This window comes from Cupriavidus sp. CP313, from assembly GCF_054072015.1.
Map to the genome: position 1 here is coordinate 354,307 of NZ_JBSVZB010000004.1, position 23,979 is coordinate 378,285.

The 23,979-nt window shown below is 68.2% G+C and carries 22 protein-coding genes and 1 pseudogene; 6 read left to right on the plus strand and 17 right to left on the minus strand.

What is annotated here, in order from left to right; translation table 11 throughout:
- Window positions 1-66: 66 nt before the first annotated feature.
- Window positions 67-1,956 carry a gamma-glutamyltransferase gene (ggt, locus tag ACW4E8_RS08175; RefSeq protein ID WP_456804036.1) on the minus strand — a complete coding sequence of 630 codons (1,890 nt, stop codon included), beginning with the start codon at window positions 1,954-1,956 and terminating at the stop codon, window positions 67-69.
- Window positions 1,957-2,145: 189 nt separating this feature from the next.
- On the opposite strand from ggt, the gene ACW4E8_RS08180 reads away from it, so the two are divergent.
- The 3 genes from ACW4E8_RS08180 to ACW4E8_RS08190 all read left to right on the plus strand — a co-directional run bounded on the left by ACW4E8_RS08180 (window position 2,146) and on the right by ACW4E8_RS08190 (window position 5,805).
- Window positions 2,146-3,864, plus strand: a complete 1,719-nt coding sequence (locus tag ACW4E8_RS08180; protein ID WP_456804037.1) for a vWA domain-containing protein — start codon at window positions 2,146-2,148, stop codon at window positions 3,862-3,864.
- 79 nt (window positions 3,865-3,943) lie between these two features.
- The gene (locus tag ACW4E8_RS08185; RefSeq protein ID WP_456804038.1) at window positions 3,944-4,582 is read left to right on the plus strand and encodes an RNA polymerase sigma factor; all 639 of its coding nucleotides are present in this window, start codon (window positions 3,944-3,946) and stop codon (window positions 4,580-4,582) included.
- Window positions 4,579-5,805 (plus strand): hypothetical protein, encoded by a 1,227-nt coding sequence (locus tag ACW4E8_RS08190; RefSeq protein ID WP_456804039.1) that lies wholly within the window; start codon window positions 4,579-4,581, stop codon window positions 5,803-5,805. Before ACW4E8_RS08185 ends, ACW4E8_RS08190 begins: the two co-directional genes overlap by 4 nt.
- A 27-nt stretch (window positions 5,806-5,832) precedes the next feature.
- Here ACW4E8_RS08190 and ACW4E8_RS08195 read toward each other — a convergent pair whose 3' ends face one another.
- Window positions 5,833-6,975 (minus strand): CAP domain-containing protein, encoded by a 1,143-nt coding sequence (locus tag ACW4E8_RS08195; RefSeq protein ID WP_456804040.1) that lies wholly within the window; start codon window positions 6,973-6,975, stop codon window positions 5,833-5,835.
- Window positions 6,976-7,275: 300 nt separating this feature from the next.
- The gene (locus ACW4E8_RS08200; protein ID WP_456804041.1) at window positions 7,276-8,214 is read right to left on the minus strand and encodes a LysR family transcriptional regulator; all 939 of its coding nucleotides are present in this window, start codon (window positions 8,212-8,214) and stop codon (window positions 7,276-7,278) included.
- Between the two features lie 189 nt (window positions 8,215-8,403).
- On the opposite strand from ACW4E8_RS08200, the gene ACW4E8_RS08205 reads away from it, so the two are divergent.
- Both ACW4E8_RS08205 and ACW4E8_RS08210 read left to right on the plus strand, forming a co-directional pair.
- On the plus strand, window positions 8,404-9,666 hold the full coding sequence (locus ACW4E8_RS08205; protein ID WP_456804042.1) for an acyl-CoA dehydrogenase family protein: 1,263 nt from the start codon (window positions 8,404-8,406) through the stop codon (window positions 9,664-9,666).
- Window positions 9,667-9,824: 158 nt separating this feature from the next.
- A complete protein-coding gene (locus tag ACW4E8_RS08210; protein ID WP_456804043.1) occupies window positions 9,825-10,517 on the plus strand; it encodes a glutathione binding-like protein in 693 nt (230 codons plus the stop codon).
- Between the two features lie 50 nt (window positions 10,518-10,567).
- On the opposite strand, the gene ACW4E8_RS08215 is transcribed toward ACW4E8_RS08210, so the two are convergent.
- The gene (locus ACW4E8_RS08215) at window positions 10,568-11,413 is read right to left on the minus strand and encodes a hypothetical protein (protein ID WP_456804044.1); all 846 of its coding nucleotides are present in this window, start codon (window positions 11,411-11,413) and stop codon (window positions 10,568-10,570) included.
- 264 nt (window positions 11,414-11,677) lie between these two features.
- Between ACW4E8_RS08215 and ACW4E8_RS08220 the strand changes: the two are divergent.
- Window positions 11,678-12,117 (plus strand): annotated as a pseudogene (locus tag ACW4E8_RS08220) (helix-turn-helix domain-containing protein).
- Here the strand turns inward: ACW4E8_RS08220 and ureG are convergent.
- The 13 genes from ureG to urtA all read right to left on the minus strand — a co-directional run bounded on the left by ureG (window position 12,114) and on the right by urtA (window position 23,908).
- Window positions 12,114-12,743, minus strand: coding sequence for an urease accessory protein UreG (gene ureG / locus ACW4E8_RS08225; RefSeq protein WP_013956047.1), 630 nt, complete (start codon window positions 12,741-12,743; stop codon window positions 12,114-12,116). The pseudogene ACW4E8_RS08220 and the gene ureG overlap by 4 nt on opposite strands.
- A gap of 14 nt (window positions 12,744-12,757) precedes the next feature.
- Complete coding sequence (locus tag ACW4E8_RS08230; protein WP_456804045.1) at window positions 12,758-13,450, minus strand: urease accessory protein UreF; 693 nt, start codon at window positions 13,448-13,450, stop codon at window positions 12,758-12,760.
- A gap of 9 nt (window positions 13,451-13,459) precedes the next feature.
- Complete coding sequence (ureE, locus tag ACW4E8_RS08235) at window positions 13,460-14,071, minus strand: urease accessory protein UreE (protein ID WP_456804046.1); 612 nt, start codon at window positions 14,069-14,071, stop codon at window positions 13,460-13,462.
- A gap of 29 nt (window positions 14,072-14,100) precedes the next feature.
- A complete protein-coding gene (gene ureC, locus ACW4E8_RS08240; protein ID WP_456804047.1) occupies window positions 14,101-15,819 on the minus strand; it encodes an urease subunit alpha in 1,719 nt (572 codons plus the stop codon).
- Complete coding sequence (locus tag ACW4E8_RS08245; protein ID WP_011614866.1) at window positions 15,816-16,121, minus strand: urease subunit beta; 306 nt, start codon at window positions 16,119-16,121, stop codon at window positions 15,816-15,818. The genes ureC and ACW4E8_RS08245 overlap by 4 nt, the downstream gene beginning before the upstream one ends.
- Window positions 16,122-16,132: 11 nt before the next feature.
- Entirely contained in the window at window positions 16,133-16,744 is a 612-nt protein-coding gene (locus tag ACW4E8_RS08250) for a HupE/UreJ family protein (protein ID WP_456804048.1), read from the minus strand.
- A gap of 54 nt (window positions 16,745-16,798) precedes the next feature.
- Entirely contained in the window at window positions 16,799-17,101 is a 303-nt protein-coding gene (locus ACW4E8_RS08255) for an urease subunit gamma (protein ID WP_013956041.1), read from the minus strand.
- A gap of 42 nt (window positions 17,102-17,143) precedes the next feature.
- Window positions 17,144-18,013 carry an urease accessory protein UreD gene (locus ACW4E8_RS08260; RefSeq protein WP_456804049.1) on the minus strand — a complete coding sequence of 290 codons (870 nt, stop codon included), beginning with the start codon at window positions 18,011-18,013 and terminating at the stop codon, window positions 17,144-17,146.
- Between the two features lie 123 nt (window positions 18,014-18,136).
- Window positions 18,137-18,829 (minus strand): urea ABC transporter ATP-binding subunit UrtE, encoded by a 693-nt coding sequence (gene urtE / locus ACW4E8_RS08265; RefSeq protein ID WP_013956039.1) that lies wholly within the window; start codon window positions 18,827-18,829, stop codon window positions 18,137-18,139.
- A 2-nt stretch (window positions 18,830-18,831) separates the two neighbouring features.
- Window positions 18,832-19,680 carry an urea ABC transporter ATP-binding protein UrtD gene (urtD, locus tag ACW4E8_RS08270; RefSeq protein WP_010809104.1) on the minus strand — a complete coding sequence of 283 codons (849 nt, stop codon included), beginning with the start codon at window positions 19,678-19,680 and terminating at the stop codon, window positions 18,832-18,834.
- Complete coding sequence (gene urtC / locus ACW4E8_RS08275; protein WP_456804113.1) at window positions 19,677-20,882, minus strand: urea ABC transporter permease subunit UrtC; 1,206 nt, start codon at window positions 20,880-20,882, stop codon at window positions 19,677-19,679. The genes urtD and urtC overlap by 4 nt, the downstream gene beginning before the upstream one ends.
- A complete protein-coding gene (gene urtB, locus ACW4E8_RS08280) occupies window positions 20,882-22,504 on the minus strand; it encodes an urea ABC transporter permease subunit UrtB (RefSeq protein ID WP_456804114.1) in 1,623 nt (540 codons plus the stop codon). The genes urtC and urtB overlap by 1 nt, the downstream gene beginning before the upstream one ends.
- 147 nt (window positions 22,505-22,651) lie before the next feature.
- Window positions 22,652-23,908, minus strand: a complete 1,257-nt coding sequence (gene urtA, locus ACW4E8_RS08285; RefSeq protein ID WP_456804050.1) for an urea ABC transporter substrate-binding protein — start codon at window positions 23,906-23,908, stop codon at window positions 22,652-22,654.
- Window positions 23,909-23,979 lie beyond the last annotated feature (71 nt).

A 23,979-nucleotide genomic window follows, 5' to 3' on the forward strand; every position in this document is an offset into this window, starting at 1 on the left:
GCGGCAACGGCTGCGGCAAGAAAACGGGCGCCGAGGCGCCCGTTTTTCATCTGCGTCGCGCGGCGCTCAATCCCCCAGCGCCACCCCTTCCCGCCGCGGGTCCGCACCACCCGCCCACACCACCTTGCCGTCAGGCCCCTGCTTGCGCATGATGGCCTGCGTGCCGCTGGTCATCTCGATCTCGGCCACCTGGTGGCCGCGTTGCTGCAGTGCCTGCACCAGGCCCGGCGACACCAGCCCCTTCTCCACCTCGGTCGGGCCGTTGCGGCTGCCGAAGTTGCCCATGCCGATGGCGGCCTGCACGTCCATGTTCCAGTCCAGCATGCCGACCAGTGTCTTGGACACATACTCGATGATCTGCGAGCCGCCCGGCGAACCGACCGTGGCGACCAGCTGGCCGCTCTCGCGGTCGAACACCAGCGTCGGCGCCATCGACGAGCGCGGGCGCTTGCCCGGCTGCACGCGGTTGGCAACTGGCTTGCCGTTCTCGCTCGGCACGAAGGAGAAGTCGGTCAGCTGGTTGTTCAGCATGAAGCCGCGCACCATCAGATGGGAACCGAAATAGGCTTCCACGGATGTCGTCATCGAGACGGCGCCGCCGCGGTCATCCACCGCAACAATCTGCGACGTGGAAATGCGCGGCGGCGACCGGTCGGGCGCAAACGCCACCGTGGTACCCGGCGGGACGCCCGGCTGGGCCTTGCCCATACTCTTGTCACCGATCAGCGCTGCGCGCGTAGCCAGATACTCCGGATTGAGCAGGCCAGCCACGTTGACCGGCACGAAATCCGTATCGGCCACGTACAAGCCGCGATCGGCAAAGGCCAGGCGGCCGGCTTCGGAGATCGCATGCACCGCGTCAGGATTTGCTTCCATTGCCGCGGGCGTGCTCACGCCTTGCGGCTTGAGCGCTGCCAGTGCGTACCTGGGATTCTTCGTCTCGAGCGACTGCAGCGCGCCGAGGATCTGCGCGATGGCGATCCCACCCGACGACGGCGGCGGCATGCCGCAGACCTTCCAGCGCCTGTAGTCGGTGCAGACTGGCTCGCGCTCTTTAGCCTTGTAGTTGCGCAGGTCCGCCAGCGACAGCGAGCCTGCATTGGCACTGCCGTTCACTTTGGCGACAATGTCCTGCGCGATCGGTCCGCTGTACAGCACGCCAGCGCCGCGACGGGCGATATCGCGCAGCGTCTGCGCGAACTTCGGATTCTTGAGTACCGTGCCGGCCGGCTTGGGCTTGCCCTGTGCGTCGAGGAAATAGGCGGCCATCTCCGGCGAGCTGGCCAGGAACTTGTCCGCGGCCACTTGCGTGTACAGCCGCTGCGAAATCGGGAAACCCTTCTCCGCCAGGTCGATGGCCGGCTGGAACAGTCTGGCCCACGGCAGGCGGCCATGCTGCCGATGCGCCAGTTCAAGCGCGCGCATGACGCCCGGCGTGCCGACCGAACGCCCGCCGATCTGCGCCTCGCTGAATTCCATCGGCTTGCCGTCGGAGCGCAGGAACAGGTTTTCGGTAGCGCCGGCCGGGGCCGTCTCGCGGCCATCGATTGCCTGCACACGCTTGCCGTCAAAGTACATGATGAAGGCGCCACCGCCAATGCCGCTGGCCTGTGGCTCGACCAGTGTCAGCACGGCCTGCATGGCGATGGCGGCATCGATGGCCGAGCCGCCCTGGCGCAGGATGTTGCGCCCGGCCTCGCTGGCCAGCGGGTTGGCCGCGGCAGCCATGTGGCGCTGCGCGTAGACCGTGGACATGCCCGGGCGATACCCGGAGGCAACTTCCGGGGCCGGCGGCATCGCGGCAGGCGGTGTCGTGGCCGACGGCGCGGCCGGTGCTGCGGGCGCGGCCGGCGTGGCGGTCCCTCCGCCCTGGGTACCACAGGCACCGAGCAGCGCCGTCAGGGCAAGGGCCAGCGCGCCGCGCCACGCCATCGAAGAGAAGTCAGGGTGAGCCATGCGATATCTCCTGGGGGAAGGATCAGGCGATTGTAGTGGCGATCGAGGCATCCGGGAAACGCGAAAGTCGGACTGTCTCCACATCGGGGCCGGCCAGCCCGGTCCCTTTAACCCCGCCCGCACGCCTGGCCCGTTTCATCCACAGGCCGTCATGCCGGCGCTCCGCCCTCGGCCTCCCAGGAGAACAACATGCAACTTCACGCACCGGCCCTTCTTGCCAGCATTGCCGCCGCCCTGGCGCTGGCACTGACGGCCTGCGGCGGCCATTCGCCGTCCCTTCCCCAGCAGACATCCGAGCCGGTGCCACCGGCAGTTGCCCCGGCGCCGGCGCCCGCTTACGACCACGCCGCCAAGGCTGGCCAGGCAGCGCCCGCCATGGAAATGCACGCCATCGCCCCGCGCGCCACGCTGGCCATGCCACACCCCTACCACCTGCCGCCGCCGGCGCCAGCCGAGCGCGAACGCTACGGCGCCATCGAGGAAAACGGCGTCAGGCTGGTGGCGCAGGCGCCGGTATCCACCTTCAGCATCGATGTGGATACCGGCAGCTACAGCAATATGCGGCGCATGCTCAATGCCGGGCGCGTACCGCCGGCCGATGCGGTGCGCGTGGAAGAGTTGCTGAACTACTTCCCTTATGACTATGCCCAGCCCGCCGACGGCCGCCCGTTCGCCGTGCATGCCGCGCTGGCGCCCGCGCCCTGGCACCCGGCCAATGTGCTGCTGCGCATCGGCATCAAGGGCAAGGACATGGCCAGCGGCGCGCTGCCGCCTGCCAACCTGGTGTTCCTGGTGGATGTGTCGGGATCGATGAACTCGCCGGACAAACTGCCGCTGCTGAAGTCCTCGCTCAAGCTGCTGGTGAACAAGCTGCGCCCGCAAGACCGCATCACGCTGGTCACCTATGCCAGCGGCACGCGCGTGGCGCTGCCGCCCACGCCGGGCAGCGACAAGACCGCCATCAGCGCCGCCATCGACCAGCTGGTGGCCGGGGGCAGCACCGCCGGCGCCAGTGGCATCGCGCTGGCCTACCAGGCCGCGCAGCAGAGCTTTATCGCCGGTGGCATCAACCGCGTGCTGCTGGCCACCGATGGCGACTTCAACGTGGGCGTGACCGACTTCCGGCAGCTCAAGAGCATGGTGGAAGAGAAGCGCAAGTCCGGCGTATCGCTGTCCACGCTTGGCTTCGGCACCGGCAACTACAACGAGCAGCTGATGGAGCAGCTGGCCGATGCCGGCGACGGTGCCTATTCGTATATCGACAACCTGATGGAAGGCAACAAGGTGCTGGTCAGCGAGATCAGCTCGACGCTGGCCACCATCGCGCGCGACGTGAAGATCCAGGTGGAATTCAATCCGGCCACGGTGAAGGAATACCGGCTGATCGGCTACGAGAACCGCATGCTGGCGCGCGAGGACTTCAACAACGACAAGGTCGATGCCGGCGATATCGGCGCGGGCCACACCGTGACGGCGCTGTATGAGCTGACGCTGGCCGGCCAGGCCGGACTGGTCGATCCGCTGCGCTACCAGCCGGCCGCACCCGCGCCGGGGCGCGACGGCGAGCTGGCGCACGTCAAGCTGCGCTACAAGCTGCCCGCCGCCAGCACCAGCCAGTTGCTGGACATCACTGTCGCCCGGCAGGCCATCCGCCCGCTGGCGCAAGGCGATGACGACTTCCGCTTTGCCGCGGCGGTGGCCGGTTTCGGCCAGGTGCTGCGCGGCGGCAAGTTCACCGGCGACTGGCGCTACGCCGACGCCCGCGCGCTGGCCCAGGGCGCCCGCGGCACCGACCGCTTTGGCTATCGGGGCGAGTTCCTCAAGCTGGTGGACCTGGCACAGAGCCTGGCCACGGCCAGTCCGGCCGGCGCCACCGGCGGCGGGCCGGCCGAGCGTGCGGCACGCTGACACCAGCCCGGGCCGCGAGTCGGCGCAAGGCGGCGCGGCAGACTGTCGCCCCGCCTTGCGCTCTCCTATACTCGGGCGCATGCAGGCACCCGACCCCGTCCCTTCCGCTGCGCCCACAGCCGCCACGCCCGGCGCCGCGCTGTCCGCGCTGCCCGACCATGACCTGATGCTGCTGGTGGCGGGCGGCATCATCGAGCAGCCCGTCACCGAGCTTTTCCGCCGCCATAACGCCGGCCTCTACAACTACGTGGCCTGGCTGTGCCAGGGCAACCGCGGCGAAGCGGAAGACATCGCGCAGAAGACCTGGGTCAAGCTGATGACCCGCTGCGGCGACTACCAGCCGGGCGCGGCGTTCCGTACCTTCCTGTTCCAGATCGCGCGCAATACCTGGCTCGACCAGGTGCGCAGCGCCGATGCGCGCCAGCGCGAAGCCCTGGACGACCAGCCAGCGGAGATGCCGGCCGACGACCTGTCGCCGGAAGCGGAGCTGCAGTTGCGCCAGCACGCGCACCACGTGCATCGCGCGCTGCTGCAGCTGCCCGTCGCCCAGCGCGAGGTGGTGGTGCTGCGCTTCTTCAGCGACATGAGCGTCGAAGAGATTGCGCAGATGCTCGACGAAAAGTTCGAGACGGTGAAGAGCCGGTTGCGCTATGCGTTTGCGCGCCTGCGCGCAGACCTGGCCGGCACCGTGCCGGGCTCGCAGGAGACGCCGTCGTGAACGCGGCCGACCGCTTTATCGATGGCAAGGACCGGCTTTCAGCACTGCTGCGGGAGCTGCCCGCTTACGCGCCGTCCGATGCACTGGCAGCGTCGGTGCACGCGGCCGCACGTGCGGCACAACAGGAAGCGGATCGCCAGCGGGCCGGCGCGGCGGCCTTGCCCTTCGCCGCGCCGCCAACGCTTGCCACGGCGGTGCTGGAAGAAGCCGCGCGCCTGCAGGCGGCGCAGGCCGCGCGACGCGATGCGCTGCTTGCGCGCGTCGCGTCAGGCGAGCCCGCAGCGGATATTCTGGGTGCCCCGGTCGGTGCCGCTGCCAGCGCGTGGCTGCAGGCACAGGCGGCGCAGGCGGCGCAGGCGGCAACACCACCACGGGCAACACGGACCTCAGCGCAATCCATGGCAGCGCGCGCCGCGCGCGCGCGGCGGTGGTGGCGCTCGCTGGGACTCGTGGCCAGCGTTGCGGCAGTGGCCGGGCTAACCACCAGCATCGTACTGCGGCAGATCGATGACGGCGCACTGCTGCCGGCATCGGAGCCTGAACAGGTGTCCGCCCCGGCCGCGGCACCCGCCGCAGAGATGGCAGCAGCGCCCGCACCGCAAGATGCGGCGGAGTCCGGGACGGCCGCGCCGGCAAACCCGCCGCCAGCCCCGAAGGCTGCCCCGGCCCCGCGGCGGGAAGAGCGGCCTGCCCCGGCGCATACCGGGCAGCGCAGCCGCGCGCCGGCAACGGCCGGGGGCACGGCGCCACGCGAGACCGCCACGCAACCACCGCCGCAGGCGACCGAAAGCTTGTCCGCCCAGGCGCCGGCCGTGGCCGCCGCACCGGCCGCTCCCGCGTATCCGGCCATGGCAGAGGCAGTCCCGCGGCCGGCGATGCCGGCACCCGCGGCACCGCAGGCGGCCGCGCCGCGGGCAGACTTTGCACACAAGGCCGCGCCACCGATGGCGGCCGCACGCGCCCCCGCGGCGCACACCGCATCAAGCATGGTCGTGTCGATCCAGGACGACCCCGCCGCCACGGCTGCGCGCATGCCGGCGGCGGCATCGGTCACGCTGCTGGCGGCCGAACCGGACAGTGAGGCAATCAGGGAATGGGCAGGACGGCTCTGGCAGTCGATGCCGGCGGCGCAACGCCCGCCGGTGCCATTTGCCGTGCAGGCCGACCGCACGCTGGCCCCGGGCCAGGTGCGCATCGAGCTGCGGCACGGCGCGCCGCAATGAGCGCGCCGGTGTGCTGGTGAGTGCTGGTCAGCGCGTGGTGAACGACCAGCTCAGGTCCACGGGCTGCGAACCCAGCCGGCCGGTGACGCGCACGGTGTAGCGCTGCTGGCTGGCCAGCGGCGCCACCGGCGTGCAGATCGCCAGGCCGCGTGCCGCGCTGCTCAGGCCCGACGAACGGCTGTCGACCTTGAGGCAGCTGACATTGTTGCCTTGCGCGTCGGTGATGACGAAGTTGTCGGCATCGAACTGCAGCGAGGTGTTGATGGCCTGCAGCGATACCGGATAGCCCACGGTCTTGCCCTCGTAGCCCGGCGCGGGGTTGGGATTTTCCGAGTTGACCCAGCTGGCCGGCACGTCGGCCTGGCCGTTGAACGGGTAGGCCACCATCTGGTTGTCGCTGCCGCCCTTCGATGCATCGGCCAGGTCGATGGTCTGGTAGTAGCTGGCCGAGGTGCCGCTGCCGTTGGGGCCAACGCTTTCGGCAAAGCCGCTGCCGGCCGAGCCGTAGCTGCCCAGCAGCGCGGCGCGGTGGAACGGCGCGTTGACCAGGTCCGACACCAGCGCGTCCTTGGGCGACATCGACAGCTGCGCATTGGCAACCGAGGTCCAGCGGTTGGCACCGGCCACGACTTCAGCCGTGGCATTGGTCGGATAGGCGGCCTGGACGCGCTCGTTGGGCGTGGCGCCGGTATAGCCCGGCTTGCCGCTGGTCTCGTCGTGGGTCAGCGTGGCGTTGGCCAGCATGTAGGCAGTGTGGTTCTGCGCCACGGTATTGAGCGGATCGCGTGCCGCCAGCGGCGGCAGGCCCACCTGCTCGCGCCGATAGTTGGCGTAGCACAGGCCGGCGGTGCGCGGCTCTTCCAGCACGCGGTAATTGCTGACCGCACTGCCGCGCGCCGGCAGCAGCGAGACTGCGCCGCCCGCCGCGGGTGCCGGCGCCGTGCCGCTGACGGTATAGCAGGCACCTGCGGTGGAAGGCGTGCTGGGGCTAGAGCCGGACTGCCCGCCGGACGGCGCGCTGGCCTGCCCGTTCGCTTGCGATGCGCCCGACGAAGTACCGCCGTCGCCGCCATCGCCACCACCGCCGCCACATGCGGACAGTGCCAGCGCCGCAGCGGCGCAAAGGGTGGTCAGGGTGAGCGTGGCGCGCCGCGTGCGTCGCGGCAGCATGGGTTGGTGATCAGCAAGCAAGCGTTTCCCGGTCATCGTTCTGAATCGTCGTGGTCATCGGAGGAAGGAACCTGCCCCGGGGGATCCGCAGGCGCGGACAGCCGGCGCGGCAACCATCGCCAGCACCGTGTGGACACGGGCTCGCGGCGGCGGCGCCGGGGGCAGAAAGACCGGATGATGGTATGGGCGCGGACCAGCAGGGTCTAGCCCATGAACAATTCCTTACGTGTGACCCGCGCGCGCCGCACCGGGGCGCCGCACGGGGCGCTTGCGGTGCCCGCAATGCGGGCGCAGGCGCACTTAGTTTGCCGCGGCCAGGTCGGCCATGCCGGTGCCGAGCGAGGCCATCACCGCCATCAGCTGCTCGCGCAGCCAGCGGTTGGCGCCGTCGTTTTCGCCGCCCGCATGCCAGTACAGGTGCAGTTCCAGCGACGGCACCTTGAACGGCAGCGACAGCAGGCGGTTGGCATAGGGCTCATTGGCGATGCGCGCATAGCGCAGCGGCAGCGTGGCCAGCAGGTCGGTGCAGCTGACCACGCGGCACGCGGCCGCGTAGTGCTGGCAACGCAGGCGCACGCGCCGCGTCAGGCCCATGCGGTGCAGGGCCTGGTCTTCCAGCCCGGCGCCGCGGCGGCGCGACGAGACATGCACATGCTCGGCCGCCAGGTAGCGCTCAAGCGTCAGCTCCTTTTTCACCAGCGGATGGTCGCGCCGCGCCAGCACCACCATCGGATCGGCCATGAACGGCGCATGGTGGATGGCGGGCGAGACCGGCAGCAGGATGTCCAGCGCGGCGTCCAGCGTGCCGGCCAGCAGTTCGGATTCCATCTCGCGGCGGTCGAAGCGGATCGCGGCGATCTCCACCTGCGGCGCCATCGCCGTGACGCGCGCCATCAGCGGCGGCAGCAGCGTGGATTCCAGCGCGTCGCGCATGCCGATGGTGAAACGCCGCACGGTATTGGTGGGATCGAAGTGCGGCGTATCCTGCAGCGTGCGCGCGAACGATTGCAGCGCGCTGCGCACCTCGGCGGCCAGCGAACGCGCCAGCGGCGTGGGCGCCATGCCCTGCCCGCGCCGCTCGAACAGCGGGTCGTCGAACAGCGTGCGCAGCCGGCCCAGCGCATGGCTGACCGCGGGCTGCGTCAGGTTGAGCTGGCGCGCGGCCGCGGTGATGCTGCCTTCACTGTAGATGGCGTCGAACACGACGAAGAGATTGAGGTCGATGCGGGCGAGCTGCATGCCGGGGATTCTGGCACGGAATGCAGGGAATTGATACTGTCAAATCCAGAAAATTCATTTTTCTAATTACTAGCTTTCAGATAGAGTGCATTCCATCGGCCCATGCCGCACTGATGCCGAGGCCTGCCGAGGCCAACGAGGCGCCGCCGCCCACCCCGGCGTCCACTGATTCCGTAGCGAGGAGACCACATGGATTTCGAATACAGCCCGAAGGTCAAGGAAATGCAGGCCAAGCTGCTGGCCTTCTTCGACCAGCACATCTACCCGAACGAAAAGCGTTTCGCCGAAGAGATCGACGCCAACCGCCGCGCCGGCAACGCCTGGGTGCCGACCAAGGTGATCGAGGAACTGAAGCCGCTGGCACGCGCGGCCGGCCTGTGGAACCTGTTCCTGCCGCGCTCGCCGCGCGCCCCGCAGGGCCTGTCGAACCTGGAATACGCCACGCTGTGCGAGATCATGGGCCGGGTGCCCTGGTCGGCCGAGGTCTTCAACTGCGCGGCCCCCGACACCGGCAACATGGAGACGCTGGAGCGCTATGCCTCCGAGGAACTGAAGGACAAGTGGCTCGAGCCGCTGCTGGCCGGCGAGATCCGCTCGGCCTTCCTGATGACCGAGCCGGCCGTGGCCTCGTCGGACGCGACCAATATCGAATGCAGCATCGAGCGCGATGGCGACCACTACGTGATCAACGGCACCAAGTGGTGGTCGTCGGGCGCGGGCGACCCGCGCTGCAAGGTCTACATCGTGATGGGCAAGACCAACCCCGACGCCGGCCGCCATGAGCAGCAGTCGATGGTGGTGGTGCCGGCCGATACCCCGGGCATCACCATCAAGCGCTTCCTGCCGGTGTTCGGCTACGACGACGCGCCGCACGGCCATATGGAGATCGAGCTGAAGAACGTGCGCGTGCCGGCTTCGAACATCCTGCTGGGCGAAGGCCGCGGCTTCGAGATCGCGCAGGGCCGCCTGGGCCCGGGCCGCATCCACCACTGCATGCGCAGCATCGGCGTGGCCGAGCGCGCGCTGGAACTGATGTGCAAGCGCGCGCTGTCGCGCGTGGCCTTCGGCAAGCCGGTGTCCAGCCAGGGCGTGACGCAGGAACGCATCGCCGAAGCCCGCTGCGAGATCGAGATGGCGCGCCTCTTGACGCTCAAGGCCGCGTACATGATGGACACCGTGGGCAACAAGGTGGCCAAGGCCGAGATCGCCATGATCAAGGTGATCGCCCCGAACGTGGCGCTGAAGGTGATCGACTGGGCCATCCAGGTCCATGGCGCCGCCGGCGTCTCCAGCGACTTCCCGCTGGCCAACTGGTGGGCGCACCAGCGCACGCTGCGCCTGGCCGACGGTCCGGACGAGGTGCACCGCAACGCCATTGCCAAGCTGGAGCTGGCCAAGCACATGAACCTGAATCCGGACGACATCAGGATGCCGGTGGCGCGCGGGTTCTGACCGCCTGGCAACGCCGCGGGAGCTTCGGCCCTGTCGGCAGTATGGAAAACGCGCAGCCAGTCTGCGCGTTTTTTTCTTCTGTGCTTAAATCGCCCGGTTCGCCACGTCAGTGGTTGATGTGGCCATCCCCAACGATCGCAGCCAGGAGATCTTTTGCGATGATCGACGTCTACACCTGGGCCACGCCCAACGGCCACAAAGTCCACATCATGCTGGAAGAATGCGGCCTGGAGTACAAGGTCCATCCGATCAACATCGGCGCCGGCGACCAGTTCGGCGAAGGCTTCCTCAAGATCAGCCCCAACAACAAGATCCCCGCCATCGTCGACTCCGACGGCCCGGACGGCAAGCCGATCTCGCTGTTCGAATCGGGCGCCATCCTGCTCTACCTGGCCGGCAAGACCGGCAAGTTCCTGCCCGAGGACGTGCGCGGCAAGTACGAGGCGCTGCAGTGGCTGATGTTCCAGATGGGCGGCGTGGGCCCGATGCTGGGCCAGGCGCACCACTTCCGCATGTACGCGCCCGAGAAGATCGAGTACGCGGTCAACCGCTACACCAACGAGGCCAAGCGCCTGTACGGCGTGATCGACACGCAGCTGTCAAAGCACGCCTACCTGGCCGGCGAGCAGTACACCATCGCCGACATTGCCACCTTCCCGTGGCTGCGCAGCTGGCAGAACCAGGGCGTGGATCTGGACGACTACCCGAACCTGAAGCGCTGGTTCAACGAGATCGCCGAGCGCCCCGCGGTCAAGCGCGGCGTGGAAGTGCTGGCCAGCGCGCGCAAGGCGCTGCAGGACGACAAGGCACGCGAGGTCCTGTTCGGCGCCACGCAATACCAGCGGCACTGAGCATGGGACTGAAGCAGCCGGGGCCCTGGCCCCGGCTGACCCGCCTGGCATCAGGCCGGCGCCAGCGCGTGGCACGCAACGGCATACCCGTCCGCACGCCGGCCGCCGCGGGCCGCAACGCCAAGGTCCGCGTCATCGCCCGGTCCGAAGCAGCACAGCAGGCCGGTGCCCGGCAACAGCACGTCGAGCCGGCATGACTCGTGCGGGTCCGGCGCGTAGAGCGTGCCGGGCTGCAGGAAGGCCATGTCCCCACCGGCCCGCACCAGCGCGCCATGCCAGTGCAGGCCGATGGCGCCGTGGTAGCACAGCGCCCAGCGCAGCCCGCGCGCCTGCAGCCGCTGCGCCCAGTCGTCCCCCGACTGGTCGAGCTGGATGAACTCCGGCCGCATCCCCTGCTCCGGCTGCGGGCCCTCTGCCCGCACCACCTCAGCCGGCAATACGTGCATGCCCGCCATCCCCTCGGCGCCATTGGCCCCGACCGCGGCGATGCCGCCCAGCGCGCAGTGCCACCCGCCCGCAGGAAGCACCACCGGCCGCGACGCATCGGCCGGCCCTTGCGGCACCGTGCGCACCAGGATGGTGTCGACCATCGCCTGCACCTGCATCGGCACGCCTGGGGCCGGCGCAAACAGCTCGCCACCGCCCATCAGCAGGCAGCCGCGCCCGGGCGACCACAGCCGCAGGCCCCCGCGCAGGCAGCCCCACCATTCATGGCGGTCCGCGGCAAATTCAGCCTGGGTCTCGCCGGCGCAGAGAAAGACGTAGTCGCAGGTGCTGCCGAGGCCGGCAGCAGCGGCAAGCAAGCGTGACTGGAACCCGGGAATGAAGTCCGACGGCGCGTGGCGGTCGGCATGGAGGGCGCGCATCCGCGCCTCGAACAGCGTGAAGATCTGCATGGCAATCCCCCTGCAGGGCGACAGGCCGCAAGGCGGCCGTCCGCGCACGCGGCGCACGCATGACAGCGTTGCGCGCAGCATTGCGCAGTGGCCCGTTTGGCTCGGCCATGCAGGCCGTCCGGTTGATGCCATCGTGTCGCGCCATTTTGCCTGGCGCACCCCTCAATTTGCGGATCGGACACCGATAGTGAGGAGGAGGATAAGTTGTCGTGGCCTCAAGGTCAAACCCTTAGCCTCAGACCACTCCGAACCTTTCACGACCCCATGACTTCTCGAAATCTCAGACTATTCGGATTGCATCTCGCCTGGCTACGCAAGCAGCGGGGCTGGTCCCAGGAGACCCTGTCGCTTGAAAGCGGACTGTCGCGCTCATACCTGAGCGGCATCGAAAGCGGCAAGCGCAACCTGGCGCTCGCCAACATCTGCAGGCTGGCCGAGACGCTCGCCGTGCCGACCCCGGAGTGCTCGACTTCAGCCGCCATGACGCCAGCCAGCTGCAGGTGGAGCAATCCCGCGCGCCCTTCGGCAACCGCCAGCGCGCGGCGATCGAGGCCACCGTGCGCCATATGGCGGAGCTGACCGAGCCCGAGCTGAACCTGGTGGCCGCGGTGGCGCGGGCGCTGGCGGGCAAGGGCAGCTTCCGCCCGTCGCTGGCTCACGCCACCAACGCCGCGTCCGATGCTGTTGGCGACAACAAAGACTAGACGCCCAGCATGCCCTGCCGTTCGATAAAGCGAATCACCTCGTCCAGGCCCTGCCCGGACTTGACGCTGCCCATCACGAACGGCCGGGCGCCGCGCATCTTGCGCGCATCGCTCTCCATCACTTCCAGCGATGCCCCGACGTATGGCGCCAGGTCCGTCTTGTTGATCACCAGCAAGTCGGACTTGGTGATGCCCGGCCCACCCTTTCTCGGAATCTTCTCACCGCCGGCTACGTCGATAACGTAGATCGTCAAATCAGAAAGTTCTGGGCTGAAGGTGGCGGCGAGGTTGTCGCCGCCGGACTCGATGAAGACCACGTCAGCATCCGGGAAGCGGGCCAGCATGCGATCCACCGCCTCCAGGTTGATCGACGCGTCTTCGCGGATCGCGGTGTGCGGACAGCCGCCCGTTTCCACGCCCATGATGCGTTCTGCCGGCAGCGCGCCAGAGATCGTCAAGAGGCGCTGGTCTTCCTTGGTGTAGATGTCGTTGGTGATGGCAACCAGGTCGTAGCGGTCGCGCATCGCCTTGCACAGCATTTCCAGCAGCGTGGTCTTGCCGGAGCCAACCGGGCCGCCGACGCCGACGCGCAGCGGAGGGTTCTTCTTGGTACGGGCCTGGGTCATGGTGCGGTATGGGTTCAGGATCGGAACAGCCGGGAGTACTGCGTTTCGTGGCGCGCGGAAAGCAGGCCCAGCATCGGGGAAAAGGTGGAGAGTTGCGGCGGCGTGGCTTCGGCGCGGCGCGCGGCTTCATCGACCGTGTCGAGCACCGCGCCGTGCAGGCGCCGCAGCATGTGCTGCCCCGCCACCTGGCCCAGCGGCACCGCCTTGATCGCCGCGGCGACCTGGTTCTCGGCCCAGTTGAAGCAATAGGCGGCGAGGCCGTCGCGCGCCTCGACCTGAAGCGCCACGCATGCCGCAGTGAACGCCGTCGGCAGGCAGACCGGCGACAGCGCCGCCAGCGTATCGCGCAGCACGGGCGCGCCCCACTCCATCTGCGCAATCAGCCTGGACAGCGACCAGCCCATCTGCTCGGTCTCAAGCCGCAACTCGGAAGTCTCGCGCGTGGCGTGGAACCAGTTGTTCCATGCCCGCACCTGCGCGGCATCGCCCGCTTTCCAGTAGCGATACAGCAGCAGCCACAGCGGCGCTTCGCATTGCGCCTGCACGTGCAGCAGGTTGTCGCGGATCCATCGTTCGGCGCTCGGCGCATCGTGCACGCTGCCACAATCGATCGCAGCTTCCAGGCCTTGCGAATAGCTGAAGCCGCCGATCGGCAAGGATGGCGATGCCAGATGGAGCAGCGAGATCAGTTGGGGCAGGCCGGTCATGGCACGCAATCAATGCTTGTGTCCGCAATGCTCGTCGTGGACATGGTGCGGATCACCGTGATCGTGGGAATGACCATGTCCGTGCGAATGCCCGTGGTCGTGCCCATGATGCTCATGAAACACCGCCTGCGCCGCCGCATAGTCCTCCGCAAACGTCGCATCGTGCCCATGCTTGTGCCCGCCGCCATAGGCCCCCGCCTCCGGCTCGAACGGCAGCTCGGCACGTTCGGCGCGCACGCCCAGGCGCTGCAGCATGTCGGCCAGCACCGGGTCGTATTCCAGCCGCAGGTAGTCGCGCCCGATCTCCACCGGCGTATGGCGGTTGCCGAGGTGATAGGCCGCACGCATCAGCGCATGCGGGTCTTCCGCGCGCACTTCCAGCACCGCCTCGGTAGCGGCCTGCACTTCCACGAAGCTGCCGTCTTCGGCCACCAGCAAGTCGCCGCCGCGCAGCACGGTGCCGCGCGGCAGGAACAGCGCGGCTTCGTCGCCGTTGTCGAGCACCGCGCGCAGGCGGCTCTTGCTGCGTTCGGCAAAGGGCAGGACCAGCTTGGGCGCGCGGCGCACCAGCACGGGTGCGATGCCGTGCGGGGCGCTCAGGAGTTTGTCGATCTTCAGCATGGACGATGCGGGGCGCGGGCCCCGGCCAGTCAGAACAGGAAATAGCGCTGCGCCATGGGCAGCTCGGTGGCGGGCTCGCAGGTCAGCAACTGGCCGTCGGCAACGACCTGGTAGGTCTCCGGATCGACCGTGACATGCGGCTGCCAGTCATTGTGCACCATGTCGCGCTTGCTTACCGTGCGCGTGCCGCGCACCGCCGACAGCGTCTTGGCCAGCCCGTAGCGCTCGCCGATGCCGGCCGCCAGCGCCGCCTGCGACACAAAAGTCAGCGACGAGCGGTGCAGCGCACCGCCAGCCGAAGCAAACATCGGGCGATAGTGCACCGGCTGCGGCGTCGGGATCGACGCATTGGGATCGCCCATCGCGGCCGCGGCAATCATGCCGCCCTTCAGGATCAGGCTGGGCTTGACGCCGAAGAACGCCGGACGCCACAACACCAGGTCGGCCCACTTGCCGACTTCAACCGAGCCCACTTCATGGGCGATGCCGTGCGTCAGCGCAGGGTTGATGGTGTACTTGGCGACATAGCGCCTGACGCGGAAGTTGTCGTGCCCGCCGCGCGCATCGTTGGGATCGCCCGGCAGCTTGCCGCGCTGCAGCGCCATCTTGTGCGCGGTCTGCCAGGTGCGGATGATGACCTCGCCGACGCGCCCCATGGCCTGCGAGTCGCTGGAGATCATCGAGAACGCGCCCAGGTCGTGCAGGATGTCTTCGGCGGCGATGGTCTCGCGGCGGATGCGGCTTTCGGCAAAGGCAATGTCCTCGGCAATCGACGGGTCCAGGTGATGGCACACCATCAGCATGTCGAGATGCTCGTCCAGCGTATTGACCGTGTACGGGCGCGTCGGGTTGGTCGACGACGGCAGCACGTTGGCCTCGCCGCACACCTTGATGATGTCGGGCGCATGGCCGCCGCCGGCGCCTTCGGTGTGGTACGTATGGATGGTGCGGCCCTTGAAGGCGGCAATGGTGGCTTCGACAAAGCCGGCTTCGTTGAGCGTGTCGGTATGGATCGCCACCTGGGTGTCGGTCGCGTCCGCCACCGACAGGCAGGTATCGATCGCCGCCGGCGTGGTGCCCCAGTCCTCGTGCAGCTTCAGGCCGATGGCGCCCGCTTCCACCTGCTCCAGGAGCGGTCCCTGCTGGCTGGCGTTGCCCTTGCCCAGCAGGCCGATATTCATCGGATAGGCATCGGCCGCCTGCAGCATGCGTTCCATAAACCACGGCCCCGGCGTCACGGTGGTGGCAAAGGTGCCGGTGGCCGGCCCGGTGCCGCCGCCGATCATGGTGGTGACGCCGCTCATCAGCGCTTCTTCAATCTGCTGCGGGCAGATAAAGTGGATATGGCTGTCGATGCCGCCGGCGGTGACGATCATGCCCTCGCCCGCGATCACCTCGGTGCCCGGCCCGACCACGATGGTCACGCCCGGCTGGATATCCGGGTTGCCGGCCTTGCCGATCGCCGCGATGCGCCCGCCCTTCAGGCCGATATCGGCCTTGACGATGCCCCAGTGGTCAACGATCAGCGCATTGGTGATGACGGTGTCGACGCAATCCTTGGCCATGCGCTGGCTCTGCCCCATGCCGTCGCGGATCACCTTGCCGCCGCCGAACTTCACTTCCTCGCCATAGATGGTGAAGTCTTTCTCGACTTCGATAATGAGCCCGGTATCGGCCAGCCGCAGGCGGTCGCCGGTGGTCGGGCCGAACATCTCGGCATAGGCCTGCCTGGAGATCTTTACCATCACAGCGCTCCCATGATCTTGCCGTTGAAGCCGTAGACGATGCGGTCGCCATCCAGCGCCACCAGTTCCACGGTGCGCGTCTGGCCGGGCTCGAAGCGCACCGCGGTGCCGGCGGCAATATTCAGCCGGAAGCCGCGTGCGGTTTCGCGGTCAAAGGCCAGCGCCGCATTGGTCTCGTAGAAATGGAAGTGCGAGCCGACCTGGATCGGCCGGTCGCCGGTATTGGCCACCGTCACGCTGACCGTGGCGCGGCCGGCATTCAGTTCGATCTCGCCGTCGGCGGGCATCAGTTCACCGGGGATCATGGCCATTCTCCTCAGGCCACCAGCAGGCTGGCGCCGTACAGCGCCACGCCGGCACCTGCCGCGCGGGCCAGCCAGCCGGCATGGCGGCGCAGCAACGTGCCGGCGCCGATGCCCAGCAGGTGCAGCGCCATGGTAGCGACTGCAAACCCGCCTACGTATGCGAGTACCGCAGGCAGCGCGCCCGCAGTGGCGGGCAGTTCGGCCCCGTGGGCATAGCCGTGGAACACGGCAAAGCCGCCGACCAGCAGCGTACCGGCCCACGCCGGCAGCTTCGCGCGCAGCGCCAGCAGCAGCCCGATCACCAGCAATGAGGCCGCGATCATCGGTTCGACTGCGGGCAGCGCCACACCGGACAGGCCGATTGCAGCCCCCACCAGCATCAGCGCCACGAAGGCCAGCGGCAGGCGCAGCGTATCGGCAGCCGAGCGGGCGATCAATGCGCTCCACACGCCCACCGCCGCCATCGCCAGCAAATGGTCGGCGCCGGTGAGGGGGTGCGCCAGGCCGGCCCACAGGCTGGCGCTGACGGTGGCGGCATCGTGGCCGGGATGTGCCAGGGCGGCGCCGGCGGCAACGGTCAGGAAAGTGCCCAGGGCAAGGCGCAGGCAGGCGGTACGGTTCATGTCGGCTCTCGGGTTGGTCTTGTTATCGTGGTCAAAATCGGGGATCGGTCATGTTCAGACAATGGGATGGTGGACGGTCACCAGCTTGGTGCCGTCCGGAAAGGTGGCCTCCACCTGGATCTCGGGGATCATCTCGGCCACGCCATCCATCACGTCCTCGCGGCTCAGCACGGTGGTGCCCTCATGCATCAGCTCGGCCACGGTGCGGCCGTCTCGCGCCCCTTCCATGATGGCGGCGGTGATCAGCGCGACCGCTTCCGGATAGTTCAGCTTCAGCCCGCGTGCCTTGCGCCGCTCGGCCAGCAGCGCGGCGGTGAAGATCAGCAGCTTGTCCTTCTCTCGCGGCGTCAGTTCCATGTCTTGTTTCCTGGTTCTTGTGTTCGGTTGTCTGTTGGCGGCCTAAGTGGCCCACAGCCGCAGCGGCCGTGCCACAACGCCGTGGATCGGCATGCGCAGCGCCTGCCAGCTGTCGACCATGACGTGGCGCACGGCTTCCATCTGCCGGCCCAGCACGCGCAGCAGCAGCATCGACTGGCCGTTGGCGGCCAGGCAGGTCACGCCGGCACGCAGCTCCGGCCCATAGGGCAGCTGTTCGGCCAGCGCTTCGGCCAGTTCCTGCGTGGCGCCCTCGCCTACCGCCCACAGCGTGCCCAGCACATTGAGTCCATCGAGCCCGGCCACTGCGGTGCGCAGCGGCGACGCGGCTTCAAGATGAGACTGCTCGATCCACAGCGCGCGTTCGCCAATGCCGATGCGGGTATCCAGCCACAGCGCGCCGCTGGCCCATTGCTCGCCCGATGCCTGCCGGCCCAGCACCACCGCATCCCAGCCGATCGCGCTGCCGCCCGGCGCCACGTCGAGCACCGTCGAGATACGTGCGTGCGCATCGTCGAAAACGATGTTCTCCTGCGGCAGCCAGTCCAGCCGCGCGCCTGCGCCCACCGTCAGGCGCACATGCTGCGCCGCCTCGCGGCCGAGCGACTTGTACCACTTGGTGGCGCCCGGCGTCGCCAGCACGGCGTGCGCGCCAGCCTCCACCGTCACGTCGATGTCCAGGCTGTCGCCGCCTGCCACGCCCGCGGGCGGATGCAGGATCACCGCGTGGCAGATGCCGCCTTCCGGGTACAGCGGCTTCTGCACCAGCAGCGGCCCGTGGTGGCGCCGCTCGGTCAGCGCGGTGCGTTCGCCGCGCTGCGCAAAGCGCAGCCGCAGGGTGGCCTGCCACGCGGCGGGCACGGCGAGGGCGGAAGGAAAATCGGGATGGCGCATGGCAAGGACAGCCGGCGGTGGGGGCGCGCGCAATGGCGGGAGTTGCAAGCAATCATAGCGCGCTGCCCGCCTTGGCGGAAGCGGCGCGCGACTCACAAATCCCGGCGCTGCCGCGCAGCCGCCCTACACGGCGATCAGCTCCCGCACGCCGTCCTGCTCCATGCTGGCGCCGGCACCCCGCGCCACCACTTCGCCGCGGCTCATCACTACGTAGTGGTCGGCAATATGCCGCGCGAACTCGTAGTACTGCTCGACCAGCAGCACCGTCATGCCGAACTCATCGACCAGCAGCCGCAGCGCCCGGCCGATGTCCTGGATGATGGAAGGCTGGATGCCCTCGGTGGGCTCGTCCAGGATCAGCAGGCCTGGCTCGCTCATCAGCGCGCGTCCGATCGCCAGTTGCTGCTGCTGGCCGCCGGACAGGTCGCCGCCGCGGCGCAGCCGCATGGTGCGCAGCACCGGGAACAACTGGTAGATCCGGTCCGGCACGCCGGACGGCCGCGCCCGGCTGGCGGCGCCGATCAGCAGGTTTTCTTCCACCGTCAGCCGCGGGAAGATCTCCCGGCCCTGCGGCACATAGGCCAGCCCGGCAGACACGCGCTCATACGGCGCCTTCTTCTCCAGCGCCTGCCCTTCCCATTGGATGCTGCCGCTGCGCGTGGGCACCACGCCCATCAGACACTTGAGCAGCGTGCTCTTGCCCACGCCATTGCGGCCCAGCAGCGTGGTCAGCTTGCCGGCGGGCACGTCGAAGCTGACATTGCGCAGGATATGGCTGCCGCCGTAGAACTGGTTCAGTGCATTGACCTGCAGCATGCTTATCTTCCCAGGTAGGATTCGATCACGCGCTCGTCGCGCTTGACGCTGTCGAGCGTGCCTTCGGCCAGCACGCTGCCCTCTGCCAGCACCGTGACCTGGCCGGCATCGCCCGCGAGTGCGGCGACGAACTCCATGTCGTGCTCGACCACCATCATCGAGCAGCTGCCGCGCAGGCCGTTGAGCAGCGCCGCCAGCTGCATGGTCTCTTCATCGGTCATGCCGGCCACCGGCTCGTCCAGCAACAGCAGCTGCGGCTGCTGCATCAGCAGCATGCCGATCTCCAGGCGCTGCTTCTGCCCGTGCGACAGCAGCCCGGCGGGCCGGTAGGCCTCGGCCTCCAGTCCGGTCAGCGCCAGCGTTTCCTCGATGCGGCGATGCCCCTCTGCCGTCAGCCGCGCGCGCAGCGACGACCACCAGCGCTTGTCGGCCTTCATCGCCAGCTCCAGGTTCTCCCACACCGCGTGCTGCTCGAATACCGTCGGCTTCTGGAACTTGCGGCCGATGCCCACCTGCGCGATGCGCGGCTCGGTCATCCGCATCAGGTCGATGGTCTGGCCCAGGAACACGCGCCCGCTGACATTGGCATTGCGCGGGCCGGTCTTGCCGGTGATGACATCCATCATCGTGGTCTTGCCGGCACCGTTGGGGCCGATCACGCAGCGCAGCTCGCCATGGTCGATCGACAAGGTCAGCTTGTTGAGCGCACGGAAGCCGTCGAACTGCACGGTCAGGTCTTCCAGGTACAGGATCGGTCCGTGCGAGACATCGATGGTGCCGGGTTCGACGATGCGGCCCAGGCCGGTGGCATCGCCGCTTTCGGCCTGGCCGTGCTGGAGTGCGGCATTCATGCTTCGCCTCCGGTGCGGCCTGCCACGGCAGGCGCGGAGACAGGGTCTGCAGCGGCTGGTGGTGCGGCCGCGCGCCGCTCGCGCAGCCGGTTCCACAGCCCGGTCACGCCATCGGGCAGGTACAAGGTCACCAGCACGAACATCGCGCCCAGCAGGAACAGCCAGTATTCTGCAAAGTGGGCGGTGAACAGGGTCTTGGCACCATTCACCAGGAACGCGCCGATCACCGGCCCGATCAGCGTGCCGCGCCCGCCCACGGCGACCCACACCGCCATCTCGATAGAGTTGCCGGGCGACATCTCGCCGGGGTTGATGATGCCCACCTGCGGCACGTACAGCGCCCCCGCGATGCCGCACAGCACCGCCGAGAACGTCCAGACGAACAGCTTGTAGCCCAGCGGGTTGTAGCCGGAAAACATCACGCGCATCTCGGCATCGCGCACCGCGGCGACCACGCGCCCGAGCTTGGACGTGACGATGTAGCGGCAGGCGATGAAGCCCGCCAGCAGCGCCAGGAAGGTCAGCACGAACAGCGCCGTGCGCGTCTGCGGCGCCGCGATCGCAAAGCCGGCAATGCGCTTGAAGTCCGTGAAGCCGTTGTTGCCGCCGAAACCGGTCTCGTTGCGGAAGAACAGCAGCATCGCCGCATACGTCATCGCCTGCGTGATGATCGACAGGTACACGCCCTTGATGCGCGAGCGGAAGGCAAAGAAGCCGAACAGCCACGCCAGCACGCCCGGCACCAGCACCACCAGCAGCAACGCGTAGCCGAGGTGCTCGGTGCCCTGCCAGAACCACGGCAGCTCCTTCCAGTCGAGAAACACCATGAAGTCCGGCAGCTCGCTCTTGTACACGCCCTCGCGCCCGATCGCCCGCATCAGGTACATGCCCATGGCGTAGCCGCCCAGCGCGAAGAACAGCCCGTGGCCCAGGCTCAGGATGCCGCAGTAGCCCCACACCAGGTCCAGCGCGATCGCGGCCAGCGCAAAGCACATGATCTTGCCGACCAGCGTCAGCGCATAGGCCGACAGGTGCAGCGGATGACCTTCCGGCAATACCAGCGCGCACACCGGCACGCCGATGCCGACGATCACCACCAGCGCCGCCAGCGCCATCCAGATGCGCCGCGAGAACAGCGCCTGGCGCTCAGGCACGGCAAGCCGGAACGGGGTGGCGGAAGAATTCGATTGGACTCGCTGCATCATGCCTCCGCGCTGCGCCCCTTGAGCGCGAAAAGTCCCTGCGGCCGCTTCTGGATAAACAGCACGATCAGCACCAGGACAAAGATCTTGGCCAGCACCGCGCCATAGAACGGCTCGATGAACTTGTTGATGATGCCCAGCCCGAACGCGCCGACGATGGTGCCCGCCAGCTGCCCCACCCCGCCCAGCACCACCACCATGAAGGAATCGATGATGTAGGCCTGGCCCAGGTCCGGGCCGACATTGCCGATTTGCGACAGCGCGCAGCCGCCCAGCCCTGCAATGCCGGCGCCGAAGGCAAAGGCGTAGCTGTCGACCTTCCAGGTGCGCACGCCGACGCAGGCCGCCATGGTGCGGTTCTGCGTGGTGGCGCGCACGAACAGCCCCAGCCGCGTGCGGTTCAGCACCGCCCACGCCACCGCCACCACCGCCAGCGCGAACAGGATGATGACGATGCGGTTGTAGGGGATCACCAGGCCCGGCATCCATTCGATGCCGCCGCTCATCCAGGCCGGATTGGCCACCTCCACGTTCTGCGCGCCGAACAGCGTGCGCACCGCCTGCATCAGCAGCAGGCTCACGCCGAAGGTGGCCAGCAGCGTTTCCAGCGGGCGGCCGTACAGGTGGCGCAGCACCAGCCGCTCGAGCACGAAGCCCACCACTGCTGCCGCCAGGAACGACGCCGGCAGCGCCGCCGGCAGGTACCAGTCGAACGCACCCGGCGCGTAGGCACGGAACAGCGACTGCACCACATAGGTGGCATAGGCGCCGATCATCAGGAATTCGCCGTGCGCCATATTGATGACGCCGATCAGGCCATAGGTAATGGCCAGCCCGAGCGCGGCCAGCAACAGCACGCTGCCCAGGCTCAGCCCGGCGAACAGGTTGCCGATCAGCTCGGCGCGGCGCTGGTCGCTGCGCAGCGTGTCCAGCGCCTGCTGCGCGGCCAGGCGCACGTCGGCATCGGGCTCGCGGTAGTTGCCGGCGCTGTCGCGCTCCACCAGCGGCGCCAGCTTCTGGCGGCTCTGCGGGTTGCTGTCGCTGCCGAGGATGCGGATGGCTTCAAGCCGCGCGTCATGCGCTGCCGGATCGGCCGGCTCGGCCAGCACCAGGTTGGCCCAGATCACGTCCAGGCTGGTGCGCAGGCCTGCATCGGCCTCGTTCTTGCGCGCGGCTTCGACCGCGGCGCGCGAGGCGCTTTCCGGCTGGGCGCGCAGCGTGGCGATGGCCTGCGCGCGCACCGCGATATCGGGCGACTGCAGCAGCAGGCTGCTGGCGGCGCTGTCGACCAGCGCGCGCAGGCTGTTGTTCAGGGTCAGGGACTCCAGTTCGTCGGCTTTCACCGCGACCGGCTTGCCGGTAATGGCATCGACGGTCTTGTCGCCGTCCTGGCGCACCATGCCGACCGACGCTGCGTATTGCAGCACGTCGTCCTGCAAGGCCTTCAGGATCGGGCCGGCTTCCGCCGGGGGTGCCTTGGCCAGTGCGGCCAGCGCGGCGGTCTTGGCATCGAAATCGTCTTCTGCCAGCGGCTTCAGGTCGGCCTGCGTCAGTGCCGCGGCCCACGGCGCAGCCGCCAGCAGCAGCGCCGCCAGCAGGGCGCGCAGCCATGGCATGGCCATTGTCGGAAGTAGTTTGGGCATAGTGGCTGGCGCAGTGGCGGCGCTTCAGCGCCTTGTAGTTCTGGTGTGCGAAAGGGGCCGATGCACCCCCCTCCCCCGCCTTGCGGGAGAAGGAAGCCATCGTCAGGGAGCCGGACTGGCGTCCGCTTACATCACCTTGTCCGGCTTGCCTTCGTTACCCGCGATGAACGGGCTCCACGGCTGCGCACGCACCGCCTTCGGCGTCTTCCACACCACCGAGAACTGGCCGTCGCCCTTCACTTCGCCGATCATCACCGGCTTGTACAGGTGGTGGTTCTCGCCCATGGTCAGCGTGAAGCCGTCCGGTGCCTTGAAGGTCTGGCCGTACATGGCGGCGCGCACCTTGTTGGTGTCGGTGGTGCCGGCCTTCTTCACGGCCTGCGCCCACATGTGGATGCCCACGTAGGTGGCTTCCATCGGGTCGTTGGTCACACGCTTGTCGCCGCCGGGCAGGTTGTTGGCCTTGACCCATGCCGCCCACTGTTTGCGGAAGGCGTCGTTCTCGGGGTTCTTGACCGACATGAAGTAGTTCCACGCGGCCAGGTGGCCCACCAGCGGCTTGGTATCGATGCCGCGCAGCTCCTCCTCACCCACAGAGAACGCCACCACCGGCACATCCTTGGCCTTCAGCCCGGCGTTGCCCAGCTCCTTGTAGAACGGCACGTTGGAGTCGCCGTTGATGGTGGAGATCACCGCGGTCTTGCCGCCCTGCGAGAACTTCTTGATATTGGCGACGATGGTCTGGTAGTCGCTGTGGCCAAACGGGGTGTAGACCTCTTCGATGTCCTTGTCGGCCACGCCCTTGCTCTTCAGGAAGGCGCGCAGGATCTTGTTGGTTGTGCGCGGGTAGACGTAGTCCGTGCCCAGCAGGTAGAAGCGCTTGGCGCCGCCGCCTTCCTTGCTCATCAGGTATTCCACCGCCGGAATGGCCTGCTGGTTGGGCGCTGCACCGGTGTAGAAGACGTTCTTCGACATCTCTTCGCCTTCATACTGCACCGGGTAGAACAGCAGCGAGTTCAGCTCTTCATAGACCGGCAGCACCGACTTGCGCGACACCGAGGTCCAGCAGCCGAAGGTCACCGCGACCTTGTCCTTGGTGATCAGCTGGCGCGCCTTTTCCGCGAACAGCGGCCAGTTCGAGGCGGGGTCCACCACCACCGGCTCCAGCTTGCGCCCCAGCACGCCGCCGCTCTTGTTGATCTCATCAATGGTCATCAGGGCCACGTCCTTCAGCGACGTCTCCGAAATGGCCATCGTGCCGGACAGCGAGTGCAGGATACCGACCTTGATCGGTTCCTTGGACTGCGCCATGGCCAGCGGGCTGGTACCGATCATTGCCGCGGCGGCGATCGCCGTCAGCTTCAGCATGTCACGTCGTTGCATTTGCAGCTCCCGTTTGTGGTGTTGGTCAGGGACTACGCTCCCCGGGTGATGTATCTGCAACTAGCGTGCCA